This is a genomic window from Streptomyces sp. NPDC000410, assembly GCF_040300305.1.
GTDB lineage: Bacteria > Actinomycetota > Actinomycetes > Streptomycetales > Streptomycetaceae > Streptomyces.
In genome coordinates this window covers 83,392-104,761 of the sequence record NZ_JBEPDM010000012.1, presented here as the reverse complement: position 1 = coordinate 104,761, position 21,370 = coordinate 83,392, and the positions used below count along the sequence as shown (strand labels likewise).

Genomic DNA, 21,370 nt, shown 5'->3' with positions numbered 1-21,370 from the left:
CGGGCGGACGCGAGTGATGCGCCGCCGAAGGAGTGAACGGCTCACGGCTCACCCGGAGGGCGCGGTCCGGGGACGCCGCCCGCCGCCGATGCCCTGCGGGTCGGCCGTGCGCGCCGCGGCCCGGCGGTCCGGGTCGCGGAATTCCCGTTCGACCGCTTCGTCGAGGAGTCCGAGCTCCGCGTGGACGGGCGGCAGGCGATCGGCCGGCAGGGCGTCGAGCAGGTCCTGGAGCAGCGCGCGGAGCCGCCGGCAGATCTGGAGGGACCCCGCCCCGTACTCACGGATCTCCGTGACCGCGAGCTGGAGGTAGTCCTCCCAGGTCCGGCCCGGCACCACCAGCCGCGGTCGGCCGTCGTCGTCGGCGAGCACATGGCGGCCACCGCCGATGTCGAGTCCGCCGACCGTGTGCAGGAACGCGTCGATGTGGTTGAGCACCTGGACCGCGGACGTGGGGTCGTTCACGGCCGGGGAGAGCGCCCGGACGGCGATGTCGACGAGAATGCGCAGAGCGAAGGCGGGGTCCTGCTCGATGGTCCGCTCGGCGCCGAGGGCGACGAGGCCGGTCACCTTCCTCGGATCGGGCACCGGGACACCGCCGTGGACCTCGATGAGGACGGCGCCGGGCGGGACGAAGTCCCCGACCGGACGGGTCACGACGAAGACGCAGTCGTGGCGCCGCGCGGTGGCCTCCAGCCCGGCGGCATCGAACGCCTGGACGGCTCCGCCGTGTTCGGAGCGGATGTACGTCACCGGGCCGCCGGCCGGCACCGCGGTCGCCGCACCCTCGCGGGGCGCGGAGCTCCGGATCCGGTCCGCCGCACCAAGAAGGACCTGCGCGCCCATGCGCCCGACCAGTTCGGCGATGGCGACCGGCCGGAGGTTGTGGGTGAAGCGGTTGAGGTAGATCAGCAGAAGCAGGAGGCAGGCGGCGACGGCCAGGCCGGCCAGGGTCACTCCCATGTCCGGGACGGAATCCGACTCGATGGTGCGCAGCAGGGAGAAGGCGAACGCGAACGTCCCGGTGAAGGAGGCCAGCACGGCCTTCTGCAGCCGGTCGCGGTACCACAGCCGCATATAGCGCGGGGACAGTGAGCTCGTCGCCTGCTGGACGACGAGTACGCCGATGGTCACGACGAATCCGAGCAGGGAGACCATGGCCCCGACGATGGCGCTGAGCACGCTGCTCGCCGTTGTCGCGGAATACTGCCAGCCGCCCGGCCGCCAGTCCGCCTCCTCCGCCGCGAGGGCTCCCTCGGCGAGCAGGACACCGAGGACGAGTCCGAGCAGGGGGACGATCCACAGACTCGACTTGGCGTACTGCCGCAGCCGGAAGGCGACCGCCCAGGACATCATCGTCTCCACCGGGGAATCGGTCCGCGTCTGCTCGGTGGGTCCGCTCCTCACGTGTCCACCCTTACGTGTCCACGGTAGTGCCGCCGGCCGCCGGCCGCAGGCGCGGCATCCTCCGGGAGGCCCGCGGGCGCCGCACTGCTTAAGCTGACCGGGTGGCACCGAAAGGGGCTCACCATGCATGCATACCCGCTGATCGAAAATCATGGACTCATCGGTGATCTGCAGACCGCGGCCTTGGTGACCACGGACGGAACCATCGACTGGTTCTGCTGCCCGCGCTTCGATTCGCCCAGTGTGTTCGGCGCCGTGCTGGACCGGGAGAAGGGCGGGCATTGCTCGGTCCTGCCGTCACACGCGGCATACGCGACGAAACAGTTGTACCTTCCGGACACCGCGATCCTCGTGACCCGGTTCATGACCGAGGCCGGCGCCGGCGAGGTGATCGACTTCATGCCGGTGACCGGGCACACGGCCACTCCGCGCCACCGTCTGGTGCGCATGCTCCGGTGCGTGCGCGGCAGCATGACGTTCGACGTGGACATCGCCCCGCGGTTCGACTACGGCCGTATGCCGCACGAGTTGCACCTCACCGACCATGGAGCGGTGTTCACGTCGGAGGGACTGGACCTGACCGTTCATCCGGTCCGCGAACCGGGGGACGAGCGACTCGCGGGCAACGTCACCGGCGAGCGCGACCTGCGCCTCTCGCTGACCCTGCGGGCCGGGCAGCAGCGAGGCGTGGTGCTGGAGTCGGCCGCCGACGGGCCGCCCCGGGAGATCCGGCTCGCCGAGTTCCAGCAGCTCTTCGACGACACCGTCCAATACTGGCGGTCGTGGCTCGGCCAATCGGTGTACACGGGCCGGTGGCGCGAAGCGGTGGAGCGCTCCGCCGTGACGCTGAAGCTGATGACGTACGCGCCGAGCGGCGCCCTGGTGGCGGCCCCGACGACGGCGCTGCCGGAGCAACTGGGCGGAGAGCGGAACTGGGACTACCGGTTCACCTGGATCCGCGATGCCTCGTTCTCGGTGTACGCCCTGCTGGGGCTCGGGTTCAAGGAGGAGGCGACCGAGTTCATCGGCTGGCTGCGCGACCGGGTGAAGGAGGAGACGGACAGCGGCGGTTACGGCGACTCGGGACCGCTGAACATCATGTACCGGGTCGACGGATCCTCCGATCTCGTCGAAGAGACCCTGGACCACTGGGAGGGCTACCAGGGCTCCGCCCCGGTCCGCGTCGGCAACGGCGCGGCGACCCAGCTCCAACTGGACATCTACGGCGAGGCGATGGACAGCATCTACTTCGCCCACCAGCGGGGAATCCAGCTGGACAACCGGGGCTGGACCTCCCTGCACACGCTGCTCGACTGGCTCGTCGACCACTGGGACCAGGCCGGTGAGGGCCTGTGGGAGACGCGTGGCGGCCGAAAGCACTTCACCTACGGCCGGGTGATGTCCTGGGTCGCCTTCGACCGTGCGCTGCGGCTCGCGGCCGCCAGCGGCCGGCCCGCCGTGACCGGGCGCTGGAGCGAGGAGCGGGACAAGATCTACGCGCAGATCCTGACCCGGGGCTGGGACCCGGAACGCAAGGCCTTCGTCCAGCACTTCGACAGCGATGTGCTCGACTCCTCGCTGCTGCGCATGCCGACGGTGGGCTTCATCACGCCCGACGACCCCATGTGGCAGTCCACCCTGGACGCGATGGATCAGGAACTGGTCAGCGACAGCCTGGTCTACCGGTACAACCCCGAGGCATCGCCCGACGGGCTGCGCGGCTCCGAGGGCACGTTCTCCCTGTGCACGTTCATGTACGTCGACGCGCTGGCGCGGGCCGGGCGGATCGATCAGGCCAGGCTCGTGCTGGAGAAGATGCTGACGTACGCCAACCATCTGGGCCTGTACTCCGAGGAGATCGGTCTGACGGGCGGCCAGCTCGGCAACTTCCCCCAGGCGTTCACCCACCTGGCGCTCATCGACGCGGCCATCACCCTGGACGCGACCCTGAACCGGGCGCGACAGGGCGGGCGGTAGCCGGGGGACCGAGCAGGACGACGGTGTCGCCTTCCAGCGGAGTGACCGCCTGCGACGGGGTGACCGGATCCAGCCGGCCGTCCGCCCGTACGACGAACAGCATGTCGTGCTCCGGCGGTGGCGACCCGGCGGCGGGCCGCACCACGAAGCGCGCGCCCCGCTCGTAGCGGTCCGTCAGAGTGCCGTGGACGAGCGAGCTGCCGAAGAGGATGTCGCCTCCGGTGTAGGGGGCGACGACGCCACGGCTGTCGTGCGGCGGCCCGATCCGGTACACCGTGCCCTCGACACTGTCCCGTACGACGACCGAGGCGAGCGCGTTGAAATCGTCGTCGTCGGTGAGCAGCAGCACCTCGGTGACTCCCTCCAGCCGTGCCCCGGGATCGGTGGCCGTCGCCAGTAGTTCCCCGGAGGCCAGGTCGAGCCCCGCGTCGCTGATCCGGTCCCGCTGCTGCGCGAGACCGGCCCACATCAGCACGTCGACCCCCGCGGCCTTGAGCGACCGCCCCAGGTCCACCACCCAGGGGTCACCCCCCACCAGCAGGGGCCGGGCGCGCGCGGACCGGATGACGTCCAGTCCTCGGGCCACGGGGACCGCCGTCAGCGCGTAGAGCAGCACGGTCGCGACGATCACCAGGAAGGTGATCGGAAGGATCTTTTCGGCGCCGTCCAGATTCTCGGCGACGAGGGATGCCGAGAACGTCGACGCGGTCGAGGCGGCGACGATGCCGCGTGGCGCCATCCAGCCGATGAAGGCCCGTTCCCCCGCGCCGAGATCCGTCCTGAGGGTCGAGAGGAGCGCGACCAGCGGTCTGACCACCAGGACGAGAGCGGCGACGAGGCCGAGCACCGGCAGCAGCACGGGGACGACGGACTCCGGCGTCACCGTGGCCGAGATGGAGATGAACAGCAGCCCGATGATCAGCTGGACGAGTGTTTCGAAGAACGGCCGCCGCGCGGGCATGTCGAATCCGGGCAGGTTCGCGACGGCCAGCCCGGCCACGATCGCGGCGATGAGCCCGGTGTCGTCGTACACCATGTCGCAGCCCGCGGAGACCGCGATGACGGTGGCCAGCTGGGCGAGGGTGCCGAGTGTCTCGCCGAGCCGGAGCGTACGCAGGGTCAGCCACAGCAGGGCGGCTCCGACGGCGCCGCCGGCCAGTCCGACGGCCAGGCTGAGGAGGAAGACGCCGAACTGGAATCCGTGGCCGACCCGGAAGCCGCCCGACACGATGGCGTGGAAGACGACGGCGCCCAGGATGCCGCCGACCGGGTCGATCAGGGATCCCTCCCACATGAGGAGCCGTCGGACCTTGTCCGTCGGCCGTACGTAGTCGAGCAGCGGACCGACGACGGTCGGACCGGACACGACGAGGATCACGCCCACCATGGCGGCCACCGCGAACGGGACGCCGAACAGCACGGGGACCAGGACCGCGCAGGCACCCCAGGTGACCAGAACGCCCAGCACGATCAGCCGTACGACGACGCCGCGCGTCCCGCCCCTGAGATGGCGGAGATCGAGTCCCAGCCCGGCGTCGTAGAGGATCACCGCCACGGAGAGCGACACCAGGGCGGAGAAGTCCGGGCCCACCAGCGTTTCCGGATCGACGACGTCGGTCAGGGCGCCGGCGGCGAAGCCGACGGGCAGGAGCACGATGAGGGCGGGGATGTGCAGCCGGCTCGCCAGGATCTGGGACCCGACGGCGAGCACCAGCGTCAGGCCGATGCCCAACAGGATCTGGTCCTCGCTCACAGCGGCCCCATTCCTCGGGGGTTCTCGCGCGCCACGGGCACGCGGAGGTCAGCCGTCGTCACCTGTCCCGCCGCGGCGCAGGTCGGCGTCGGTGAGGGCTTCCAGCTCGCCATGGGTGTCCAGCCAGTACAGGAAGGCGACCGCCGGGCCGACCAGCAGCACGGCCACGAGCGTGACGACCGCCAGCCATCGCAGGGTGGTGGGAGCGCCCGCGCCCTCGGCGACGGTCAGGGACGTGGGGATCAGGTACGGGCGCTGGGCCATCCCCCAGGCGATGATCGCCGCCGCGACCACACCCACGGCCGTGACCCGGGACCAGGCACCGGACGTGCGGAGCAACAGCCATCCGGTGGCGACGGTGGCCACCGCGGCCAGGACGACGAAGACGAGCCCGACGCCGTGGGTGAGACCGTGCCACAGATGAGGGGCGTCGCTGTGCGTGACGAATAGGGTGAGCACGGACAGAACGGCGAGTACGGCGAGAGCCCCGAGCGCGCGCCCCCGGAAGTAGCCGTCGAGATCGGGCGCGTCGAAGCGCCGGGCGTCCGCGGCCAGGAAGACCGCGCCGAGGAACGCCGTCGTCGTGACGGCGAGCAGCCCGAAGACGAGGGAGGTGGGGCCGGCCCAGGCATCCGCCGACGCCGGCGTGCCCGGTGCCGCCCGGCCGGAGGCGACACCCCCGACGGCCGCGCCGAGGAAGAACGGCGTGAGCAGCGAGGAGATCGCGAAGACGGCCCCGTAGAGGCGCCGCCCGGCCAGCCGCCGGGTGGGCTTGCGCAGGGCGAAGCCGGCTCCGCGCAGGACCAGGCCCACGGCAGCCAGCGCCAGGGGCAGCCACATCGCGGTGAACACGGTCTGGAACAGCACCGGGAAACCGGTCCACATGATGACGAAGACGAAGATCAGCCAGACGTTGTTGACCTCCCACACGGGTGCCATGGCGTGATCGATCAACCATCTGGGGCGCTTGCCGCGCTCCGCCCCTCCGGCGGTCAGGTCCCAGAAGCCCGCCCCGTAGTCGGCGCCGCCGGCGCAGGCGTACGCGGCCACCGCCAGCAGCAGCACGACGGCGATGAGACCGGCGGTCATGACCGGCCGTCCTCGGAGGAGGCGGATCCGTCGCCGGGGTCCGGTGCGTCCGCGGCCGGGACCGGGGGGCGCGGCCCGTAGGGGGTGTCGGTCTCCGGTGCCGCCACCGGGTGCCCGGCCAACCGCTGTTCGTCGGCGAGCCGCCAGCGGGTGCGCATCTTGAGCAGAACGGCGAGGAACGAACCAAAGATGAACGCGTACACCACGATCACCACGGCGAGCATGATCCACAGGGTGGTGGAGCGCGTCGAGGTCACCGCTTCGGCGACCCGCATGTTCTGGTAGACGATCCAGGGCTGGCGGCCGACTTCCGTGGTGATCCAGCCGGTTTCGACGGCGACGACGGAGGCGACGCCCGCGCACGCCGCGCTGCGCCAGAACCACTTCGAGGCGGGCAGCCGGCGGTGCCGCAGCCAGACCAGGCCGTACCAGAGGGCGAGCAGCACCAGCAGGGACCCGATCACGACCATGATGTCGAAGGCCCAGTGCGCGATGGTGGCCTGGGTGGCCGTCGGCCGGTCGCTCGCGGGCACGGACGTCAGGCCGGTCACCTTGGTGTCGGGGCGGAAACCGGCCAGGATCGAGTCCAGCTGCGGGATCTTGATGCCGCCGGAGATGCTTCCGTCCGGATGCAGACGGCCGAACAGGTACTCCGGCACATGGGTGTCGGTCTCCCAGACGATCTCCATGGCGGCGAACTTCACCGGCTGCTTGTGGAAGACCGACCGGGCGATGGCGTCACCCAGCACGAACTGCACCGGAGTGGCCACGGCGGCGATGGTGAAGGGGACGGTGAAGCCGAGCCGGTGGTAGCGGTCCCGCCGGCCGCGCAGCCAGCCCACGGCGTAGACACCGGCCACCACATAGCCCGCGGTCACCACCATCGCCACCACGAAGTGCCAGTACTGCGGCCCGAACATCGGGGTGAAGATCGCCTTCCAGATGTTCACGTCGACGGGGTTGCCGTCGGAGTCGAGGGAGAACCCCTGGGGCGTGTTCATCCAGGCGTTGGCGGCCAGGATGCCGAACGCCCCGAGCAGCGCGGCGGCCGGCAGCGGCAGCCCGAGCAGGAAGTGGGTGCGCGGCTTCAGCCTGCGCCAGCCGTACAGATAGATGGCGATGAGGACCGCTTCGAGGAAGAACGCCCAGGCCTCGACGCCGAATCCGATCCCGAAGACATCACCCCACCTCCCCATCAGTCCCGGCCAGAGCAGGCCGAACTCGAAGGACAGGACGGTGCCCGTGACGACACCGACCGCGAACTGGATCGCCATGACGGCCGACCAGCGCCGCGCCAGCAGGAGGGCGGTGGGGTCGTCATGGCGCAGTCCGCGGTAGTGCATGACCAGGGTGATGAACGGCAGCGCCACACCCATGGGCACCAGGATGATGTGGGAGGCGAGGGTGAAGGCCATGAGCTCCCTGGCCGGGAGCAGCTGGGCCGGGGCCTCCGCCAGCAGATGAACCGTCGTATGCATGTGTGCCTTTGCCGCGAGGGAGGGCGCGGACCGGGGGAACGATCAGCCGCCGGTGGCGAAGCCTGGGTAGAGGGTCATCCCGCCGTCCACGTAGAGGGTGGTGCCCACCACGTAGTCCATGAGGTCGGAGGCGAGGGCGACGACCGCGCACGCGATGTCCTCCGGGTCGCCGATACGGTCGTAGGGAATCAGCCGCAGCAGATCCTTCCGTGCCTCGGGCGTCTCCCAGGCGCTGCGGTTGATCGGTGTCCTGATGGCTCCCGGGGCGACCGCGTTCACCCGGATCTTCTGCGGGGCGAGTTCCTGGGCCAGGGTCTGCATCATCATGTCCACGCCGCCCTTGGAGGAGGCGTAGTTCACGTGTCCCGCCCAGGGGATGACCTGGTGCACCGAGCTCATGCAGACGATCTTCCCGGCGGCGCGCGACACCTCCGGGACGACCCCGCGTCGCAGGAACTCCTTCGTCGCCTCCCGGGCGCAGAGGAACTGGCCCGTGAGATTGACGTCCAGCACCTTCTGCCACTGGGCCAGGGTCATGTCGGTGAACGGGGCATCGCGCTGCAGTCCGGCGTTGGCGACCAGGATGTCGATCGTCCCGAACTCCTCGACCATCCGGTTCATCATGCCGGTGACCTGGTCCTCCTGGGACACATCCGCCTCGTACGCCGCCGCGCGCACCCCGAGCGAGGTGATCTCCCGGGCCACCTTCTCGGCCTCCTCGCGGCCGGCCACGTAGTTCACGACCACATCGGCTCCGGCCCGGCCCAGCCCGATGGCCGTCGCCTTGCCGATTCCGGAGTTGGCGCCGGTGACCAGCGCCTTCTGTCCTTTGAGCAGGTGTGCGGGGATCAAGCCCTGGGAAGCGCCCGGGGTGGAATTCACGATTGCCTGCCTCCTCGTCATCGGACCCCGGTGTGCAGGGCCCGAGGCCCGCGGGGCCCGCATGCCACGCAACCACCGACCGCGGGTGGCGGCAGCTCGGGTGGTCCGGTGTTGGGCCGCCCGGTCGAGCGGCTTCACCCGGTCGGGCCGTCATGGACCGGCTGTCAGCCCAGCCGGTCCATGAGGTGGTCGCCCACCCGCAGCGCGTTGGCGATGGCGGTCAGGGACGGATTGACCGCGCCGATGCTCGGGAAGAAGCTCGTGTCGACCACATAGAGGTTGTCCAGGTCATGGGCCTTGCAGTTGACGTCGAGGGCGGAGGCGGCAGGGTCGTCGCCGAAGCGCACGGTGCCGGCCTGGTGCGCGGTCGCGCCGATCGGCATGCCCTTGTGCAGGTAGATGCTGTGCGGGAGCAGATGGTGCTCGTGCATGCCCAAGTGGCGCATCATGCCCTGGAGTTTGTGCCGCAGACGCGTCAGACCGGCGATGTTGTTCTGCTCGTCGAGCGTCAGCCGGATGGTGCCGGCACCGCCCTCCAGGGTGACACGGTTGTCGGGGAGGGGGAGGTCCTCGCCGCACAGCCAGAAGTCGACGGCATGATGGGCCAGCACTTCGAACGGCATGTCCGGGGTCACCGCTCCGGCCCAGCGCGGGGCCTCGCCGTGGATCTGCTCGGCGTCAGACTTGCCGAGCATCTGGATGCCGCCCAGGGGGTAGTCCCAGTCGTCCGCGCCCAGATACCAGTCGTGCAGCGCGAGGGTCTTCTGGAATTGGGTGTCGTTGGGCTCCTTGGACACCGCCATCAGGGCCAGGTTGTTGTGCCGCATGTAGAACCGGCCGACCACGTCGGAGCTGTTGGCCAGCCCCCGGGGGTGCCGGTCGTCGGCCGAGGCCAGCAGCAGGGCCGCGGAGTTGACCGCTCCGCAGGAGACGACCACGATGTCCGCCGTGTACCGGGCCTCCGCGCCGTCCGCGTGCCGGGCGACGACCGTGCTGACGGTGCGCCCGGTCGGGTCGGTCTCGAGCCGGATCACCTGGGCATGGGTGATCATCTCGACGTTGGGGTGCCGCAGTGCGGGTTCCACGCAGATCACCTGGGCGTCGGACTTGCCCCGTACCAGGCACGGGAATCCGTCCACCCGGTTGCAGCGGATGCAGACGCTGGAGTGCGTCGCCCGCCCGTGCTCGTCCTGGGTGAGATCGACCCCGATGGGCAGATGGAACGGGTGCAGGCCCCGCTTCTCCAGGTCGTCGCTCAACTGCTGGATGCGCGGCTCGTGTTCGACCGGAGGATACGCGTACTGTGCGCTGACCGGCCCTTCCCAGGGATCCTCCCCGTGGCGTCCGTGCACCAGATACAGATGCTCGGCCTGGGTGTAGTACGGCTCCAGATCCTCGTACCGGATCGGCCAGGCGGGTGAGACGCCGTCATGGTGGCGCAGTTCGCCGAAATCCTCGGGCCGCAGCCGGAAGAGTGCGGCACCGTAGAACTTGGTGTTTCCCCCGACGTAGTAGTTCACCTCGGGGGGAAACTCGTTGCCGCTCTTGTCGAGCCAGAACTCCGGGGCCCGGTACTTGCCCTTGACGAACACGGCGGTGGAGTCCCAGTTGTCACGCTCACGCGGGAGGTAGCCGCCCCGTTCGAGGACGAGCACCCGTTTCCCGGAGGGGGCGAGCCGGTGGGCGAGGGTACCGCCGCCGGCGCCGGTGCCGATGATGATGACGTCGCAGTGCGGGTAGTCGCCCACAGTGACCACCGTCCTCTCGGTTTACGGTACTCGAGGCATCGTTCGCCGTGCCGCCGTCACAGCACCGCGATCGGATTCACCGGACTGCCCGTGGCCGACGGCAGCCGCAGGGGTGCGACCGCGCACAGGAAGCTCCAGCGCCCGGTCTTCGCACACACCGGAGCCAGCTCCTCGAACTGCAGGTAGTCCATGAGATGCACCCCCATGGCGTGCATCGCCAGGACGTGTACGGGAAAGCCGACCTCCGCCACCACGCTGGGGGCGGTGTCGTTGTTGCCGTCCGAGCCGAGCACGGCGACGTGCCGCTCGGCCAGGAACCGCATGGCCGTGGGATGGAGGCCGGCTCGCGCCTCGGCCGCGTTCCACGCCCCCAGCTCGCCACGCCTGCGGCGATGCCCCACCCGCACGAACAGCAGGTCTCCCGGAAGTACGCGGACCGCTTGGGCCTCCTCGGCCGCGGTCAGGTCGTCGGTGGTCACATGGTCGCCGGGTTCCAGCCATGGCACGCCGCGCAGCCGAGGGACGTCCAGGAGCACACCACGGCCGACGACGCCGTCATGGACCAGGTCGAGGGAGAGTTCACCGGCGCCGTCCGCGGTCACACTCCTCGCCGGGATCCCGTTGTAGAGCTCCCCGTCGAGGATCACATGGCAGAGCGCGTCCAGATGGCTGTCCGCGTCCCCGTGCACGTTCATCGCGAACCGGTCGCGTGCGAAGTGCAGCCCGTCCGCTTCGACTTCCCCGGCGGCCGGCGCGATCATGCGATGGTGCGCGGGCTCGGGGTTGTCCGGGCCGGGGCGGGTGTCGATCGGCGCGGCCAAGGACACCGTGCGCCCGGAACGCACCTCGGCGGCGGCCGACACCACGCGCTCGGGCGTCAGATGGCTCAATGCCCCGCGCCGGGCGTCGTTGCCGTACCGTGTCTCCCGGCGCAGCTCCTCGTACAGCGCCCGGAACGCGTCCCGGGTCATGCGCCGAGAGACCGGGGGGCGCTCGTACGCGCTCATGCGGACCCCCGGGGACGGATGCCCGGCCCCGCCGTCAGAATTCGTCCGACGGGCTGGGGGCCGTGCACAGCGCCCAGATGATGACGACGTCGAGCGCGATCAGGATCAGTGCCCAGAACGGTGCGTACGGCAGCCACAGGAAGTTCGCGAGCATGGCCACTCCCGCCACGACGACACCGACGGTCCTCGCCCACGTGGCGCCCTTGAACAGGGCGACGCCGGCGCAACCGATCAGCACGCCCAGGATCACATGGATCCAGCCCCAGGCGGTGAGGTCGAACCCGTAGATGTAGTGGCGGGTGGAGAGGAACACCCTGTCCTCGGCGATGGCGGAGATGCCCTCGACGATCGCCATGAAGCCACCGAAGATCATCAGGACGGCGGCGAAGAGCAGCCAGCCGCTGCCGGGGCCGGCCTTCGGCGGACTTCCTCCTGCGGCAGCTGCGTGGGTTCCGCCCACGTGACCGGTCATGACGGCCTCCTTCCTGCCGCACGGCGCGCGTCATCGGTCGTACGGCTCCGGGCAAATCGGATGGCGCCCCGCGAACAGCGGCAGGAGCCCTGTCAGCCGAGGATCTTGCGCTTCTGGGCCTCGAACTCCTCTTCGCTCAGTACGCCTTGGGCCTTCAGGTCACCCAACTGCTTGAGCTGGTCGATCTTGGTGCTCATGTCGTCGCCGGGAGGGGCCGGCGGCGGCGCAGGCGCGGGCGGGGGAGCGGCCTGCGTCGGCTGCTCCTGCTGGGCCCAGCGGCCCGCCTGCCGTCGCGACACACGGTTGGACACCGCGGTGGCGGTTCCGGCGACCACCGCGGTGCGGGCGACGCCCCGAAGAAGTCCGGGCATGTTCACTCAACTCCCCATGCGTGTATACGGGCGGAGTCATCCGGGTCAGGCGGACTCCGGCCCGCCCGGGTCCGTGGCCTCGATGGCATCCAGCGAGGCCAGCAACGCCTGGACGGGAATGCGTCCGCTCGCCACGAGCTGCGCGCCGCCGCGCCGCATCGCCCGGGCGAAGGGCGCCGCCCACACGTTCTCGTAGACGAGGATCCCCGCGGAATTGCCCGGCTCCAGCGCGGTACTGGCATCGTCGATGTCGTCCTGGCCCAGCAGTCCGGACGAGGCGCCCTCGAAGAGGGTGAGGTCCACCTCGTCCCCGAGTTCTCTCAGCTCCATCGCGGTGACCGAGCCGTCGTCGTCCTTACGGACGAACAGCAGATCGAGGATGCGGATGATGCCGCGGTCGACCAGATCGATGAGCAGAGGGAAGCCCTCGCCGGTCATCCGGTTGCCGGGGAATTCGACGACCAGGTAGTCGACGGGGCCCATTTCTTCGAGCTCTGACACGTCGTGGCTCATGGCCACTCCTCACGAGCGCATCGGGATCCGGGCCTCGGCCACTGCTGCCGGCGGTGTCGGCGGCGCAGTCGGCGGAGTACAACCCTCCCAGCCATTCCAACACCCCGCGGAGGGCTTCGCACCTCATGGTGAGCAGCGGCCGATGCCTCGTCGATCGCCGCGCCGATCCTGCGGGTGCCCGCACCAGCGCGGCACGTACGGCTCGGCGGCCGTCGCACCGAGATGCCGCCGGGGCCGCCGTCCCGCACCCTGGTGCCAGGGAAGGAGCAGCGCCATGACGACGTCCGGACGGGTGCTGTGGCCGGTGCGCGGCTGTCCGCACCGCCCGGGCGACCCACCGGCCGGCTGATGCCGTCCGGCGAGCCCGGCGCCGGTGGCCGGCTGTCCCGGTGGCGGACCAGGTCCCATGATCTGGCCGCCTCCGCGAAGCGCGCGCACGCGCGGGCCGCGACCCGTTTCCCGGTCATCACGCACCTCGTCGCGCGGATGATCTCGGTCAACATCTTCGACTCCGCCACCCGGCTGGCGGCGCAGTGCTTCCTGACCGCGGTCCCGCTGCTGTTCGTGGTCGCGTCGATCGCGCCGGACGCGGTACGCAATCAGCTGATCAGCTCCATCCGCGCGGTGTTCGGTCTGAACGGCGCCGCGGACGACGAGCTGCAGGCGGTGTTCGGTTCCTCGTCGGATGATCTGCAACAGGCCACCGGGGTGGTCGGGGCCCTGATGGTGCTGCTCTCCGCCACCGCCGTGAGCCGGGCCATGCAGCGGTTGTGCAAGCGTGCCTGGGAGCTTCCGAGGACCAGCACCAGGATCGCCGTCTGGCGGTGGCCGGCGTGGATCCTGGTCTGGCTGGGGTTCCTGCTCGTACAGGCGCCCCTGCGCGAGGGGTTCGGTGCCGGGCTGTGGCTGGGTATCCCGCTCACCCTGCTGTCCCAGACGGCTCTGTGGTGGTGGACGCAGCACCTGCTGCTGGGCGGCCTGATCCGTTGGGCGCCGCTGCTGCCCGGCGCCGTCCTGACGGCGATCGCCACCACAGTGCTGTCCGTCGGCGCGCGGTTCTACATGCCCCGGGCGCTGAACCGCGTCCTGGCCGAGTACGGCTCCATCGGCTCGGTCTTCGTCATCCTCTCGTGGCTGATCGTGGTCTGCGTGGCGGTGGCGGTCGCCATCAGCGCGGGCGCCGTGGCGGCCCAGGAACCGTCCCTGTCCCGCCGCCTCGGCAGTCCGCCGCCCGGCTGGGCTCATGCCGAACGCGATTGACGCTGTGGGGGCATCGCCGGGTACGGGCCCGGACCTCTTCCGGCGAAGAGGTCCGGGCCCGGCCGTGTCATCCGCGGAGCGGACCCTCACAGCGGTAGTCCGACGTCCCCGCGCGGCCGTTGGACCAGATCTCGACCCGGCCGAAGGAGCAGTTCATGTCGGCCAGGTTGTTGTGGCCGGTGCGCGCCCGGTCGAGGATGAAGTAGTCGACCGTCTCGGACATGTCCTTGAAGACCAGGTCCGCGTTGCCCGCGTCGCTCAGATTCGCGGTGATCCGGCCCGTGCAGACAAACCTGGGGCGGCCCGGGGCGCCGTTGGAGCCGCAGTCGGGCGTCATGCCCGTCGTGGCGGCGAAGGACGAGCGGACCGCGCCGGCCGTGGAGGCCTGCAGCTGACCGATTGGCGTGTACGTGGTGCGGGGGACGAAGAGGTCGTCGACGTGCGCGATCTGCTCGTCCAGGAAGGCGTCGTACGCGCGCTGCAGCCCGGCGTCCCGGCCGAGCCGGGTGCGCCAGGAGTCGAAGCCCGCGGGGTCGCCGGCGCGTGTGTAGCCGTACATCTCCGTGATCAGGGCCGGGCGTTCGGTCCACAGGAACTCGAAGAACGTTCCGGCGTACGCGTAGAAGCGGAAGCCGTCGCCCTCGTACGTGGCGTGCAGCAACTGGTCGACGGTCATCCGGGGGCCGCCGCCCGCCGTGTCCCTGATGATGCTCTCGACCAGTGACTTGCGGACCGCGATGCCGTCGTCGCGGGTGGCACCGTCGAAGAACTCGGCCGTGCCCTCGTCCATCGCGGTGGTCCGGTCGCCCTCGTACCAGGGTCCCTCGCCGAAGAGGCCGGGCACCGCCCAGCGGCCGTTCAGGTAGTGCGTGTACTCGTGGCGGAACAGTTCCTCCAGGGTGAGCAGGGAGTCCTGGGGGACACGGCGCTGGTAGGTGTAGAAGGTGGCGCCCCGCTCGATGTAGATGCCGCCGTTGTCCGTGCCCATGCCGGTGAGCAGCGGGTGGTACGTCTCGTAGTCGGCGCGGGACGCGTACAGCACGACGTTGAGGCGGGTGTTGGTGTCACCCGCGAGTGGCTGCTCGGTGCCGAGGACCCGGTGGAACTGTGCTTTCACCTGCCGGCTCGCGTAGTAGAGCTGGTCGACGGTGGCCCGGTCCAGGGCGGTGCGGACCGTGATCCCGCCGTTGTCGTAGGTATACGTGTACGGGAAGATGCGGCGCTCGATGTCGTCCTTGCACACCCCGTACTGTTTGCAGGCGCCGAACTCGTTCAGCCAGGTGGCGACCTTCGCCCACGGCTGGCTGCCCTCGCCGAAATTGCGGACGACGGTGTCCAGCAGGCCGCCGAGCGCGGTCATGATCTCGCTGTTCAGCGCGTCGATCTGGCCGAACCGCCCGTACTCGCCGAGCGCGTCCCGCACCACCCACGCGTTGGCCGTGGCCTTGAGGTGGGTGTGGTCGGCGAAGGCCTTGAAGGCGGCGCGGTAGGAGCCGTCGCCGGCCGCCGCGGCACGGAACGCGGCGTCCTGGTTGCCCGGGTAGACGCCGAGGTAGTTCAGCGAGAGCGCGGCGAGCGCGGCACCGCCCCAGGACGGGTCCTCGGCCGTGTCCGGGTGGCCCGCGTCCATGGTCGCCAGCACGCGCTTGACGAGCGGAAGCTGAAACTGCCGCAGGCCGGGCGCACTGGCCGCGTAGAGGGCCTCGCGGAGCGTCTCGGCGTTGCTGCGGGTCACGTCGAAGGTGCGGGCGGCCGAGCCGAAGGCGTCCACGGCGCCGCGCATGGCGTCCAGCGTCGGCCCGTCGGTGATGTCGATCTCGTCGCGCGAGAAGTCGTGGTAGGCCACGGCGTGGAGGTAGGTGAACATCTCCAGCAGATGGCTGCCGTTCCTGCCGTCGTGCGCGGCCGCGAGCCCGCTGATCCGGCGGGACGCGGCCTGGACGTGCGCGTCCGACATGACCGGGACCAGCCGCCGGTCCCAGGTCCAGACGAGGCCGCGCAGGCAGCCGTCGGCGGTGACGGCCGGGTCGGCGAGGAAGTCGGCGAACTGCTCGGGGCCCAGACCCGTGACGCCGTCGAGCGTGCAGGGGACCGCCCGGGTGCCGAGGGTGACGCCGACCGGGCCGGCCCCGGCTGCCGGGGCGGACGTACGAGGGCCGGGGACACGGCCGTTCGTCAGGCCGCCGGGCGCCGAGGCGGACTCGATCGCGGGCCGCGGGGCCCTGGCGAGGCGGTCGACCCGGTCGAGGGGGTTCGGCGCCACGGGGACGGCGGCGCTCTGCCGGGCCGCGGGGGGCGCCGGGGCGGGGGACGCCGCGCTGCCGGCCGGGGCGGCCGTGGCGCAGAGCGCCACGGCTGTCGCGACGGTGAACAGGGGACTGCGCAGGGATCTCAGCTGGGACACCGAGGGCTCCTGTGTGTGGGAGGTGGTGGGGGGTGCGTACGCGTGCGGTACGTCAGGGCGTCAACCGGACTGGATCCAACGGCAGTTGAATGTCAGCTGACACCATGTGATGCGTAACGTAGTAATGTGATATTGCACTGCGCAAGCCTGCCGCGTGAGGAAATCGGGAGCCCCCATGAACGAACCAGCAGCCGCCTCGTTCCGTACGGGAAGCCATGACCTGCCTGTTTCACCGGAGTTCGCGCGCTTCATGACGGGGGCCTGGTCGGCGACCCCGCTGCCCGCCGACATCCGACTGCCCGTGGCGGACCTCGCGGCCGCCCGCCGCGCGAAGCTGTCCGCCCACTTCCCCGGGGAGCGTCTGATCGTCCCCGCGGGGGAGCTGAAGGTCCGCTCCAACGACTGCGACCACCGCTTCCGGCCGCACAGCGCCTACGTCTGGCTCACCGGGCTGACCGGTGAGGACCAGGTGGACCATGTCCTGGTCCTGGAGCCGGACGGGCCGCACCGCCATGAGCCGGTGCTGTATGTGCGCCCGCGCTCGCCGCGCGGTGGCGCGGAGTTCTACCGCGACCGGCGCCACGGGGAGTTCTGGGTCGGCCGGCGTCCCGACCTCGTCGAGACCGAGCGCATGACCGGCATCCGGTGCGAGCACGTGGATGCCCGCACGCAGCTGCCGCCCGGCCGTGATGCCTCGCGCGACGACCGGCTCGCCTCCGTTCTCAGCGAGTTGCGGCTGAGGAAGGACGCGTGGGAGGTCCAGCAGCTGCAGTTGGCGGTGGATCACACGACGGCCGGCTTCGAGGACGTCGTACGGGCGCTACCGCGCGCACTCGCCCACCCGCGCGGCGAGCGGTGGATCGAAGGCGTCTTCAATCTGCGCGCCCGCGCGGAGGGCAACGGCACCGGATACGAGACCATCGCGGCGTCGGGCGCGCACGCCTGCGTCCTGCACTGGATACGCAACGACGGCCCCCTGGACGCTCGGGAGTTGTTGCTGCTGGACGCGGGTGTGGAGACGGGCAGCCTCTACACCGCCGACATCACCCGCACCCTCCCGCTGTCCGGGCGCTTCTCGTCCGTTCAGCGACAGGTGTACGAGCTCGTCCTCGCCGCCCAGGAGGCGGGCATCGCGGCGCTGAAACCGGGCGCGGCCTTCCGCGACTTCCACCGGGCCGCCATGGGCGTGATCGCCGAGGGGCTCGCGGAGTGGGGCGTGCTGAAGAGCGCCGAGGGCGACTTCCATCGCCGCTACACCCTGTGCGGCAGCGGGCACATGCTCGGCCTGGACGTCCATGACTGCGCCCGGGCGCGGGCGGACGCGTACCTCGACGGCGTACTGGAGGAAGGGCAGGTGCTCACCGTCGAACCCGGGCTCTACCTCCAGCCCGACGACGAGACGCTGCCGGCCGAACTGCGCGGGATCGGCGTGCGCATCGAGGACGACCTGGTGATCACGGCGGACGGGGCGCGGCTGATGTCGGGGGCGCTGCCGCGGACGCCGGACGCGATCGAGGCGTGGATGGGCGCGATGACCGGAGACTGATCGCGGAGAATCCCTGGAAACCAGGGGTGCAATGTGAAATATTACTGACGTGCCCTCGAGAAACTCCTCGGACCTCGTCGTCGTCGGGGCGGGAGTGGTCGGCGCCGCCTGCGCCTACTACGCCACCCGCTCCGGCCTCTCCGTCACGGTGATCGACCGCGGCTGCGTGGCGGGCGGGACCACAGGGGCCGGCGAAGGAAATCTGCTGGTCTCCGACAAGGCGCCGGGCCCCGAGCTCGATCTGGCCCTGCTCTCCACGCGGCTCTGGCGGGAGCTGGCCGGACTGCTCCCGTCGCGGATCGAGTACGAGGCGAAGGGCGGCCTGGTCGTCGCGCCCGGCGGGACCGGGATGGACGCACTGCGGGACTTCGCCGCGGCGCAACGGCGAGCGGGCGTCACGGCGCAGGAGGTCCCGCCCGGCCGGCTGAACGAGCTGGAGCCGCACCTCGCGCCCGGCCTGGCGGGCGGCTTCCACTACCCCCAGGACGCCCAGGTCCAGCCCGCCCTGGCCGGCGCTCATCTGCTGCGCGCCTCAGGGGCGCGGGTCCGCACCGGTGAGGAGGTCACCGGGATCCTCACCGGTGCGAACGGCGAGGTGCGGGGCGTACGGACGTCGGCCGGCGCCGTGCACGCCCCGTACCTGGTCAACGCGGCCGGCACCTGGGGCGGTGAGCTGGCCCGGCTCGCGGGTGTGCACCTGCCCGTCCTCCCTCGTCGCGGGTTCGTCCTCGTCACCGAGCCGCTGCCGCGCGTGGTGCGGCACAAGGTGTACGCGGCGGACTACGTCGCCGATGTGGCGAGCGGTTCGGCGGCGCTCCAGACCTCACCCGTGGTCGAGGGCACCCCGGCCGGCCCGGTCCTGATCGGCGCCAGCCGTGAGCGGGTCGGCTTCGACCGCACGCTGTCGGTGGAGGTGCTCAGGCGCCTCGCGGCCCGCGCCACGGCCCTGTTCCCGGTGCTGGCCGGGGTGCGGGCGATGCGGACGTACGCCGGGTTCCGCCCGTATCTGCCCGACCATCTGCCTGCGATCGGCCCCGATCCGGACGTCCCGGGACTGCTGCACGCCTGCGGCCACGAAGGCGCGGGGATCGGGCTCGCTCCGGCCACCGGGCTGATCGTCGCCCGGCTGCTGGCGGGCGGTGAACCGCCGCTCGACGTGGGCGCGTTCAGCCCCGCGCGTTTCCGGGCCGCGGCGTGAGCGGGTCCGACCCGCCCGACCCGCCCGAGCCTGTCCGACCCGCCCGAGCTTGCCCGACCCCATCCGGCCGCGTCCGACCCGCCCGAGCTTGCCCGACCCCGCCCGGCCGCGTCCGACCCGCCCGAGCTTGCCCGACCCCATCCGACCCCATCCGGCCGCGTCCGACCCGCCCGAGCCTGCCCGACCGCGACCGATCCCGTCCGGCACCGATCCGGCACTGATCCGACATCGAGAGGAGACCCGCAGTGGCCCGTACCCCCGCAGGGCTGGTCGGGGCACAGCCCGAGCCGCCGTTCGAGATCAACGTCGACGGCCGTCCGGTCACCGCCCTGCCCGGGCAGTCCCTGGCCGCCGCGCTGTGGGGGGCGGGCATCCTCGCCTGGCGCACCACACGGAACGGCGGCCGCCCGCGCGGCGCCTTCTGCGGCATAGGCCAGTGCTACGACTGCCTCGCCACGGTCAACGGACGGCCCAACAGGAGGGCCTGTCTCGTTCCGGCACGACCCGGCGACACGGTCACCACCCAGGAAGGACACGGCCATGCCGGGATCGGCGTCTGAACCGTACGACCTCGCGGTGGTCGGCGCGGGCCCCGCCGGGCTCTCCGGTGCCGTGGCCGCGTCCGAACTCGGAGTGACGGTCGCCCTGCTGGACGCGTCGGAGCAGGCCGGCGGGCAGTTCTTCCGGCACCCCGCCCCGGGCCTCGGCGCCACGCGGCCGCAGGCCCTCCATCACGGCTGGCCCGCCTTCACGGATCTGCGCCGGCGCCTGGAGGCGAGCGACATCGACCACCTCCACGGGCACCATGTCTGGACCGTGGCCCGGGAGAGCGGCGGCCTGTGGGCGGTGCACGCCGTCACCGGCGCAGACGGCGACGGAGAGCGCCCGGTACGGGTGCGGGCCCGCGCGATCCTCCTCGCGACCGGCGCGTACGAGCGGCAACTTCCCTTTCCCGGCTGGACGTTGCCCGGTGTCGTGGGCGCCGGGGGCGCGCAGGCGATGCTCAAGTCCGGGCTCGTACTGCCCGGCGGACGGATCGTCGTCGCGGGCAGCGGGCCGCTGCTGCTCGCCGTCGCCGCCTCGCTCGCGGCCGCCGGTGCGCGCGTCCCCGCGGTGGTCGAGGCATCCGGCTACCTCGGTTACGCCCGCCGCCCCCGCGCCCTCGCCGCCAACCCGCACAAACTCGCCGAGGCCGCGGTCCACGGTGCGGCGCTGCTGCGCCACCGGGTGCCGCTGCGATTCCGTAGTGCGGTCACCGAGGTGCACGGCACCGACCGGGTGGAGGGGGTCACCGTCTCCCGGCTCGATCGCGCGTGGCGGCCCGCCCCGGGCACCGGCCGCCGGATCGAGTGCGACGCGCTGGCCGTGGGGCACGGGCTGGTTCCGCAGGCCGAGCTGGCCACGGAACTCGGCTGCGCGATGCGGCGTACTCCCGACGGGACGTACGCCCCCGTCCTGGACGGCCTGCAGGAGACCTCGGTGCCAGGCGTCTGGGCAGCGGGTGAGACGGCCGGGACCGGTGGCTGGCAACTCGCCTGTACGGAGGGCGAATTGGCGGGCATCGCGGTGGCCGCCCGGCTGCACGGGCGGCCCGCGCCCGCCGGAGGCGGACGGCGGGTCCGGGAGCTGCGGCGACGCCGCGCCCGTTTGCGGGCCTTCGCCGATGCCATGGCCGCCGCACACGCACCCGGCCCGGGCTGGACCGACTGGCTCGGGGACGACACGGAGGTCTGCCGCTGCGAGGAGGTGACCACGGGCCGCGTCCGCGAGGCCGTCGCCGACTTCGGCGCCCGCGACGCACGCACCGCGAAGCTCCTCACCCGCGCGGGCATGGGCTGGTGCCAGGGCCGGATGTGCGGGACAGCCGTGGCCGCTCTCGCGGCGTGCGGAGGCGAGGGGGCCGCGGGGCAGCCGTCCCCCGACCGCAGGCCGCTCGCGGTGCCCGTCCCGCTCGGGGTACTCGGCTCGCTCGACACGCCCGGCGCAGCTGAAAGCAGCGCACCGGAGCCCACCGCACCGGAGCCCAGCGTGCCGGGGCCCGGCGTGCCGGGGCCCGGCGTGCCTGAGCCCAGCGCGGCCGAGTCCCGCACAGCCGAGTCCGGCGCGCCTGAGCCCGGCGTGGCTGAGTCCCGCCCAGTCGAGCCCAGCACGCCTGAGTCCGGCGCAGCCGAATCCCGCGCGCCTGAGCCCGGCGCGCCTGAGTCTCGCGCAGCCGAATTCCGCGCGCCTGAGCCCGGCGCGTTTGAGTCCCGTACAGCTGAGCCCAGC

Annotated in this window: 16 protein-coding genes and 1 pseudogene; 6 read left to right on the top strand and 11 right to left on the bottom strand. The window is 71.5% G+C overall.

Annotated elements, in window-relative coordinates:
• Window positions 1-48: 48 nt before the first annotated feature.
• Entirely contained in the window at window positions 49-1,404 is a 1,356-nt protein-coding gene (locus ABT342_RS16005; RefSeq protein ID WP_351573032.1) for a DUF2254 domain-containing protein, read from the bottom strand.
• A gap of 123 nt (window positions 1,405-1,527) precedes the next feature.
• On the opposite strand from ABT342_RS16005, the gene ABT342_RS16000 reads away from it, so the two are divergent.
• The gene (locus tag ABT342_RS16000; protein WP_351573029.1) at window positions 1,528-3,381 is read left to right on the top strand and encodes a glycoside hydrolase family 15 protein; all 1,854 of its coding nucleotides are present in this window, start codon (window positions 1,528-1,530) and stop codon (window positions 3,379-3,381) included.
• On the opposite strand, the gene ABT342_RS15995 is transcribed toward ABT342_RS16000, so the two are convergent.
• From ABT342_RS15995 to ABT342_RS15955, 9 genes are all read right to left on the bottom strand, one after another.
• Window positions 3,335-5,134, bottom strand: coding sequence for a cation:proton antiporter (locus tag ABT342_RS15995; RefSeq protein WP_351573026.1), 1,800 nt, complete (start codon window positions 5,132-5,134; stop codon window positions 3,335-3,337). The two genes, ABT342_RS16000 and ABT342_RS15995, sit on opposite strands and share 47 nt — an antisense overlap.
• A gap of 48 nt (window positions 5,135-5,182) precedes the next feature.
• Window positions 5,183-6,223, bottom strand: a complete 1,041-nt coding sequence (locus tag ABT342_RS15990; RefSeq protein WP_351573023.1) for a cytochrome d ubiquinol oxidase subunit II — start codon at window positions 6,221-6,223, stop codon at window positions 5,183-5,185.
• Entirely contained in the window at window positions 6,220-7,701 is a 1,482-nt protein-coding gene (locus tag ABT342_RS15985; RefSeq protein ID WP_351573020.1) for a cytochrome ubiquinol oxidase subunit I, read from the bottom strand. The genes ABT342_RS15990 and ABT342_RS15985 overlap by 4 nt, the downstream gene beginning before the upstream one ends.
• 42 nt (window positions 7,702-7,743) lie before the next feature.
• Window positions 7,744-8,583, bottom strand: a complete 840-nt coding sequence (locus tag ABT342_RS15980) for an SDR family oxidoreductase (RefSeq protein WP_502965547.1) — start codon at window positions 8,581-8,583, stop codon at window positions 7,744-7,746.
• A 164-nt stretch (window positions 8,584-8,747) separates the two neighbouring features.
• Complete coding sequence (locus tag ABT342_RS15975; RefSeq protein ID WP_351573018.1) at window positions 8,748-10,340, bottom strand: GMC oxidoreductase; 1,593 nt, start codon at window positions 10,338-10,340, stop codon at window positions 8,748-8,750.
• 47 nt (window positions 10,341-10,387) lie between these two features.
• Complete coding sequence (locus ABT342_RS15970; RefSeq protein WP_502965546.1) at window positions 10,388-11,338, bottom strand: cyclase family protein; 951 nt, start codon at window positions 11,336-11,338, stop codon at window positions 10,388-10,390.
• Window positions 11,339-11,372: 34 nt separating this feature from the next.
• Window positions 11,373-11,810, bottom strand: coding sequence for a DUF7144 family membrane protein (locus tag ABT342_RS15965; RefSeq protein WP_502965545.1), 438 nt, complete (start codon window positions 11,808-11,810; stop codon window positions 11,373-11,375).
• 92 nt (window positions 11,811-11,902) lie between these two features.
• Window positions 11,903-12,181 carry an SHOCT domain-containing protein gene (locus ABT342_RS15960; protein WP_351573015.1) on the bottom strand — a complete coding sequence of 93 codons (279 nt, stop codon included), beginning with the start codon at window positions 12,179-12,181 and terminating at the stop codon, window positions 11,903-11,905.
• Window positions 12,182-12,226: 45 nt separating this feature from the next.
• Window positions 12,227-12,694, bottom strand: a complete 468-nt coding sequence (locus ABT342_RS15955) for a DUF6325 family protein (protein WP_502965544.1) — start codon at window positions 12,692-12,694, stop codon at window positions 12,227-12,229.
• A gap of 174 nt (window positions 12,695-12,868) precedes the next feature.
• Here ABT342_RS15955 and ABT342_RS15950 point away from each other — a divergent pair, with 174 nt between their 5' ends.
• A complete protein-coding gene (locus ABT342_RS15950; RefSeq protein WP_351573013.1) occupies window positions 12,869-13,954 on the top strand; it encodes a YhjD/YihY/BrkB family envelope integrity protein in 1,086 nt (361 codons plus the stop codon).
• A gap of 67 nt (window positions 13,955-14,021) precedes the next feature.
• Here the strand turns inward: ABT342_RS15950 and ABT342_RS15945 are convergent, their stop codons facing one another.
• A complete protein-coding gene (locus tag ABT342_RS15945) occupies window positions 14,022-16,358 on the bottom strand; it encodes a collagenase (protein WP_351573010.1) in 2,337 nt (778 codons plus the stop codon).
• Between the two features lie 175 nt (window positions 16,359-16,533).
• Between ABT342_RS15945 and ABT342_RS15940 the strand changes: the two genes are divergently transcribed.
• The 4 genes and pseudogenes from ABT342_RS15940 to ABT342_RS15925 form a co-directional block, all read left to right on the top strand.
• Window positions 16,534-17,904: an aminopeptidase P family protein gene (locus tag ABT342_RS15940; protein WP_351573007.1), complete on the top strand. Its 1,371-nt coding sequence runs from the start codon at window positions 16,534-16,536 to the stop codon at window positions 17,902-17,904.
• Between the two features lie 49 nt (window positions 17,905-17,953).
• Window positions 17,954-19,102, top strand: coding sequence for an NAD(P)/FAD-dependent oxidoreductase (locus tag ABT342_RS15935; RefSeq protein WP_351573004.1), 1,149 nt, complete (start codon window positions 17,954-17,956; stop codon window positions 19,100-19,102).
• A gap of 245 nt (window positions 19,103-19,347) precedes the next feature.
• On the top strand, window positions 19,348-19,662 hold the full coding sequence (locus ABT342_RS15930; protein WP_351573001.1) for a (2Fe-2S)-binding protein: 315 nt from the start codon (window positions 19,348-19,350) through the stop codon (window positions 19,660-19,662).
• Window positions 19,643-21,121 (top strand): annotated as a pseudogene (locus ABT342_RS15925) (FAD-dependent oxidoreductase); the annotation flags it as partial. The gene ABT342_RS15930 and the pseudogene ABT342_RS15925, both read left to right, overlap by 20 nt.
• Window positions 21,122-21,370 lie beyond the last annotated feature (249 nt).

Excerpts from the sequence above, each read along its gene's own strand:
- ABT342_RS16000 (WP_351573029.1), top strand. The coding sequence starts at position 1,528 with ATGCATGCATACCCGCTGATCGAAAATCATGGACTCATCGGTGATCTG.
- ABT342_RS15990 (WP_351573023.1), bottom strand. The coding sequence starts at position 6,223 with ATGACCGCCGGTCTCATCGCCGTCGTGCTGCTGCTGGCGGTGGCCGCG.
- ABT342_RS15985 (WP_351573020.1), bottom strand. The coding sequence starts at position 7,701 with ATGCATACGACGGTTCATCTGCTGGCGGAGGCCCCGGCCCAGCTGCTC.
- ABT342_RS15970 (WP_502965546.1), bottom strand. The coding sequence starts at position 11,338 with ATGAGCGCGTACGAGCGCCCCCCGGTCTCTCGGCGCATGACCCGGGAC.
- ABT342_RS15965 (WP_502965545.1), bottom strand. The coding sequence starts at position 11,810 with ATGACCGGTCACGTGGGCGGAACCCACGCAGCTGCCGCAGGAGGAAGT.
- ABT342_RS15960 (WP_351573015.1), bottom strand. The coding sequence starts at position 12,181 with ATGCCCGGACTTCTTCGGGGCGTCGCCCGCACCGCGGTGGTCGCCGGA.
- ABT342_RS15955 (WP_502965544.1), bottom strand. The coding sequence starts at position 12,694 with ATGAGCCACGACGTGTCAGAGCTCGAAGAAATGGGCCCCGTCGACTAC.
- ABT342_RS15940 (WP_351573007.1), top strand. The coding sequence starts at position 16,534 with ATGAACGAACCAGCAGCCGCCTCGTTCCGTACGGGAAGCCATGACCTG.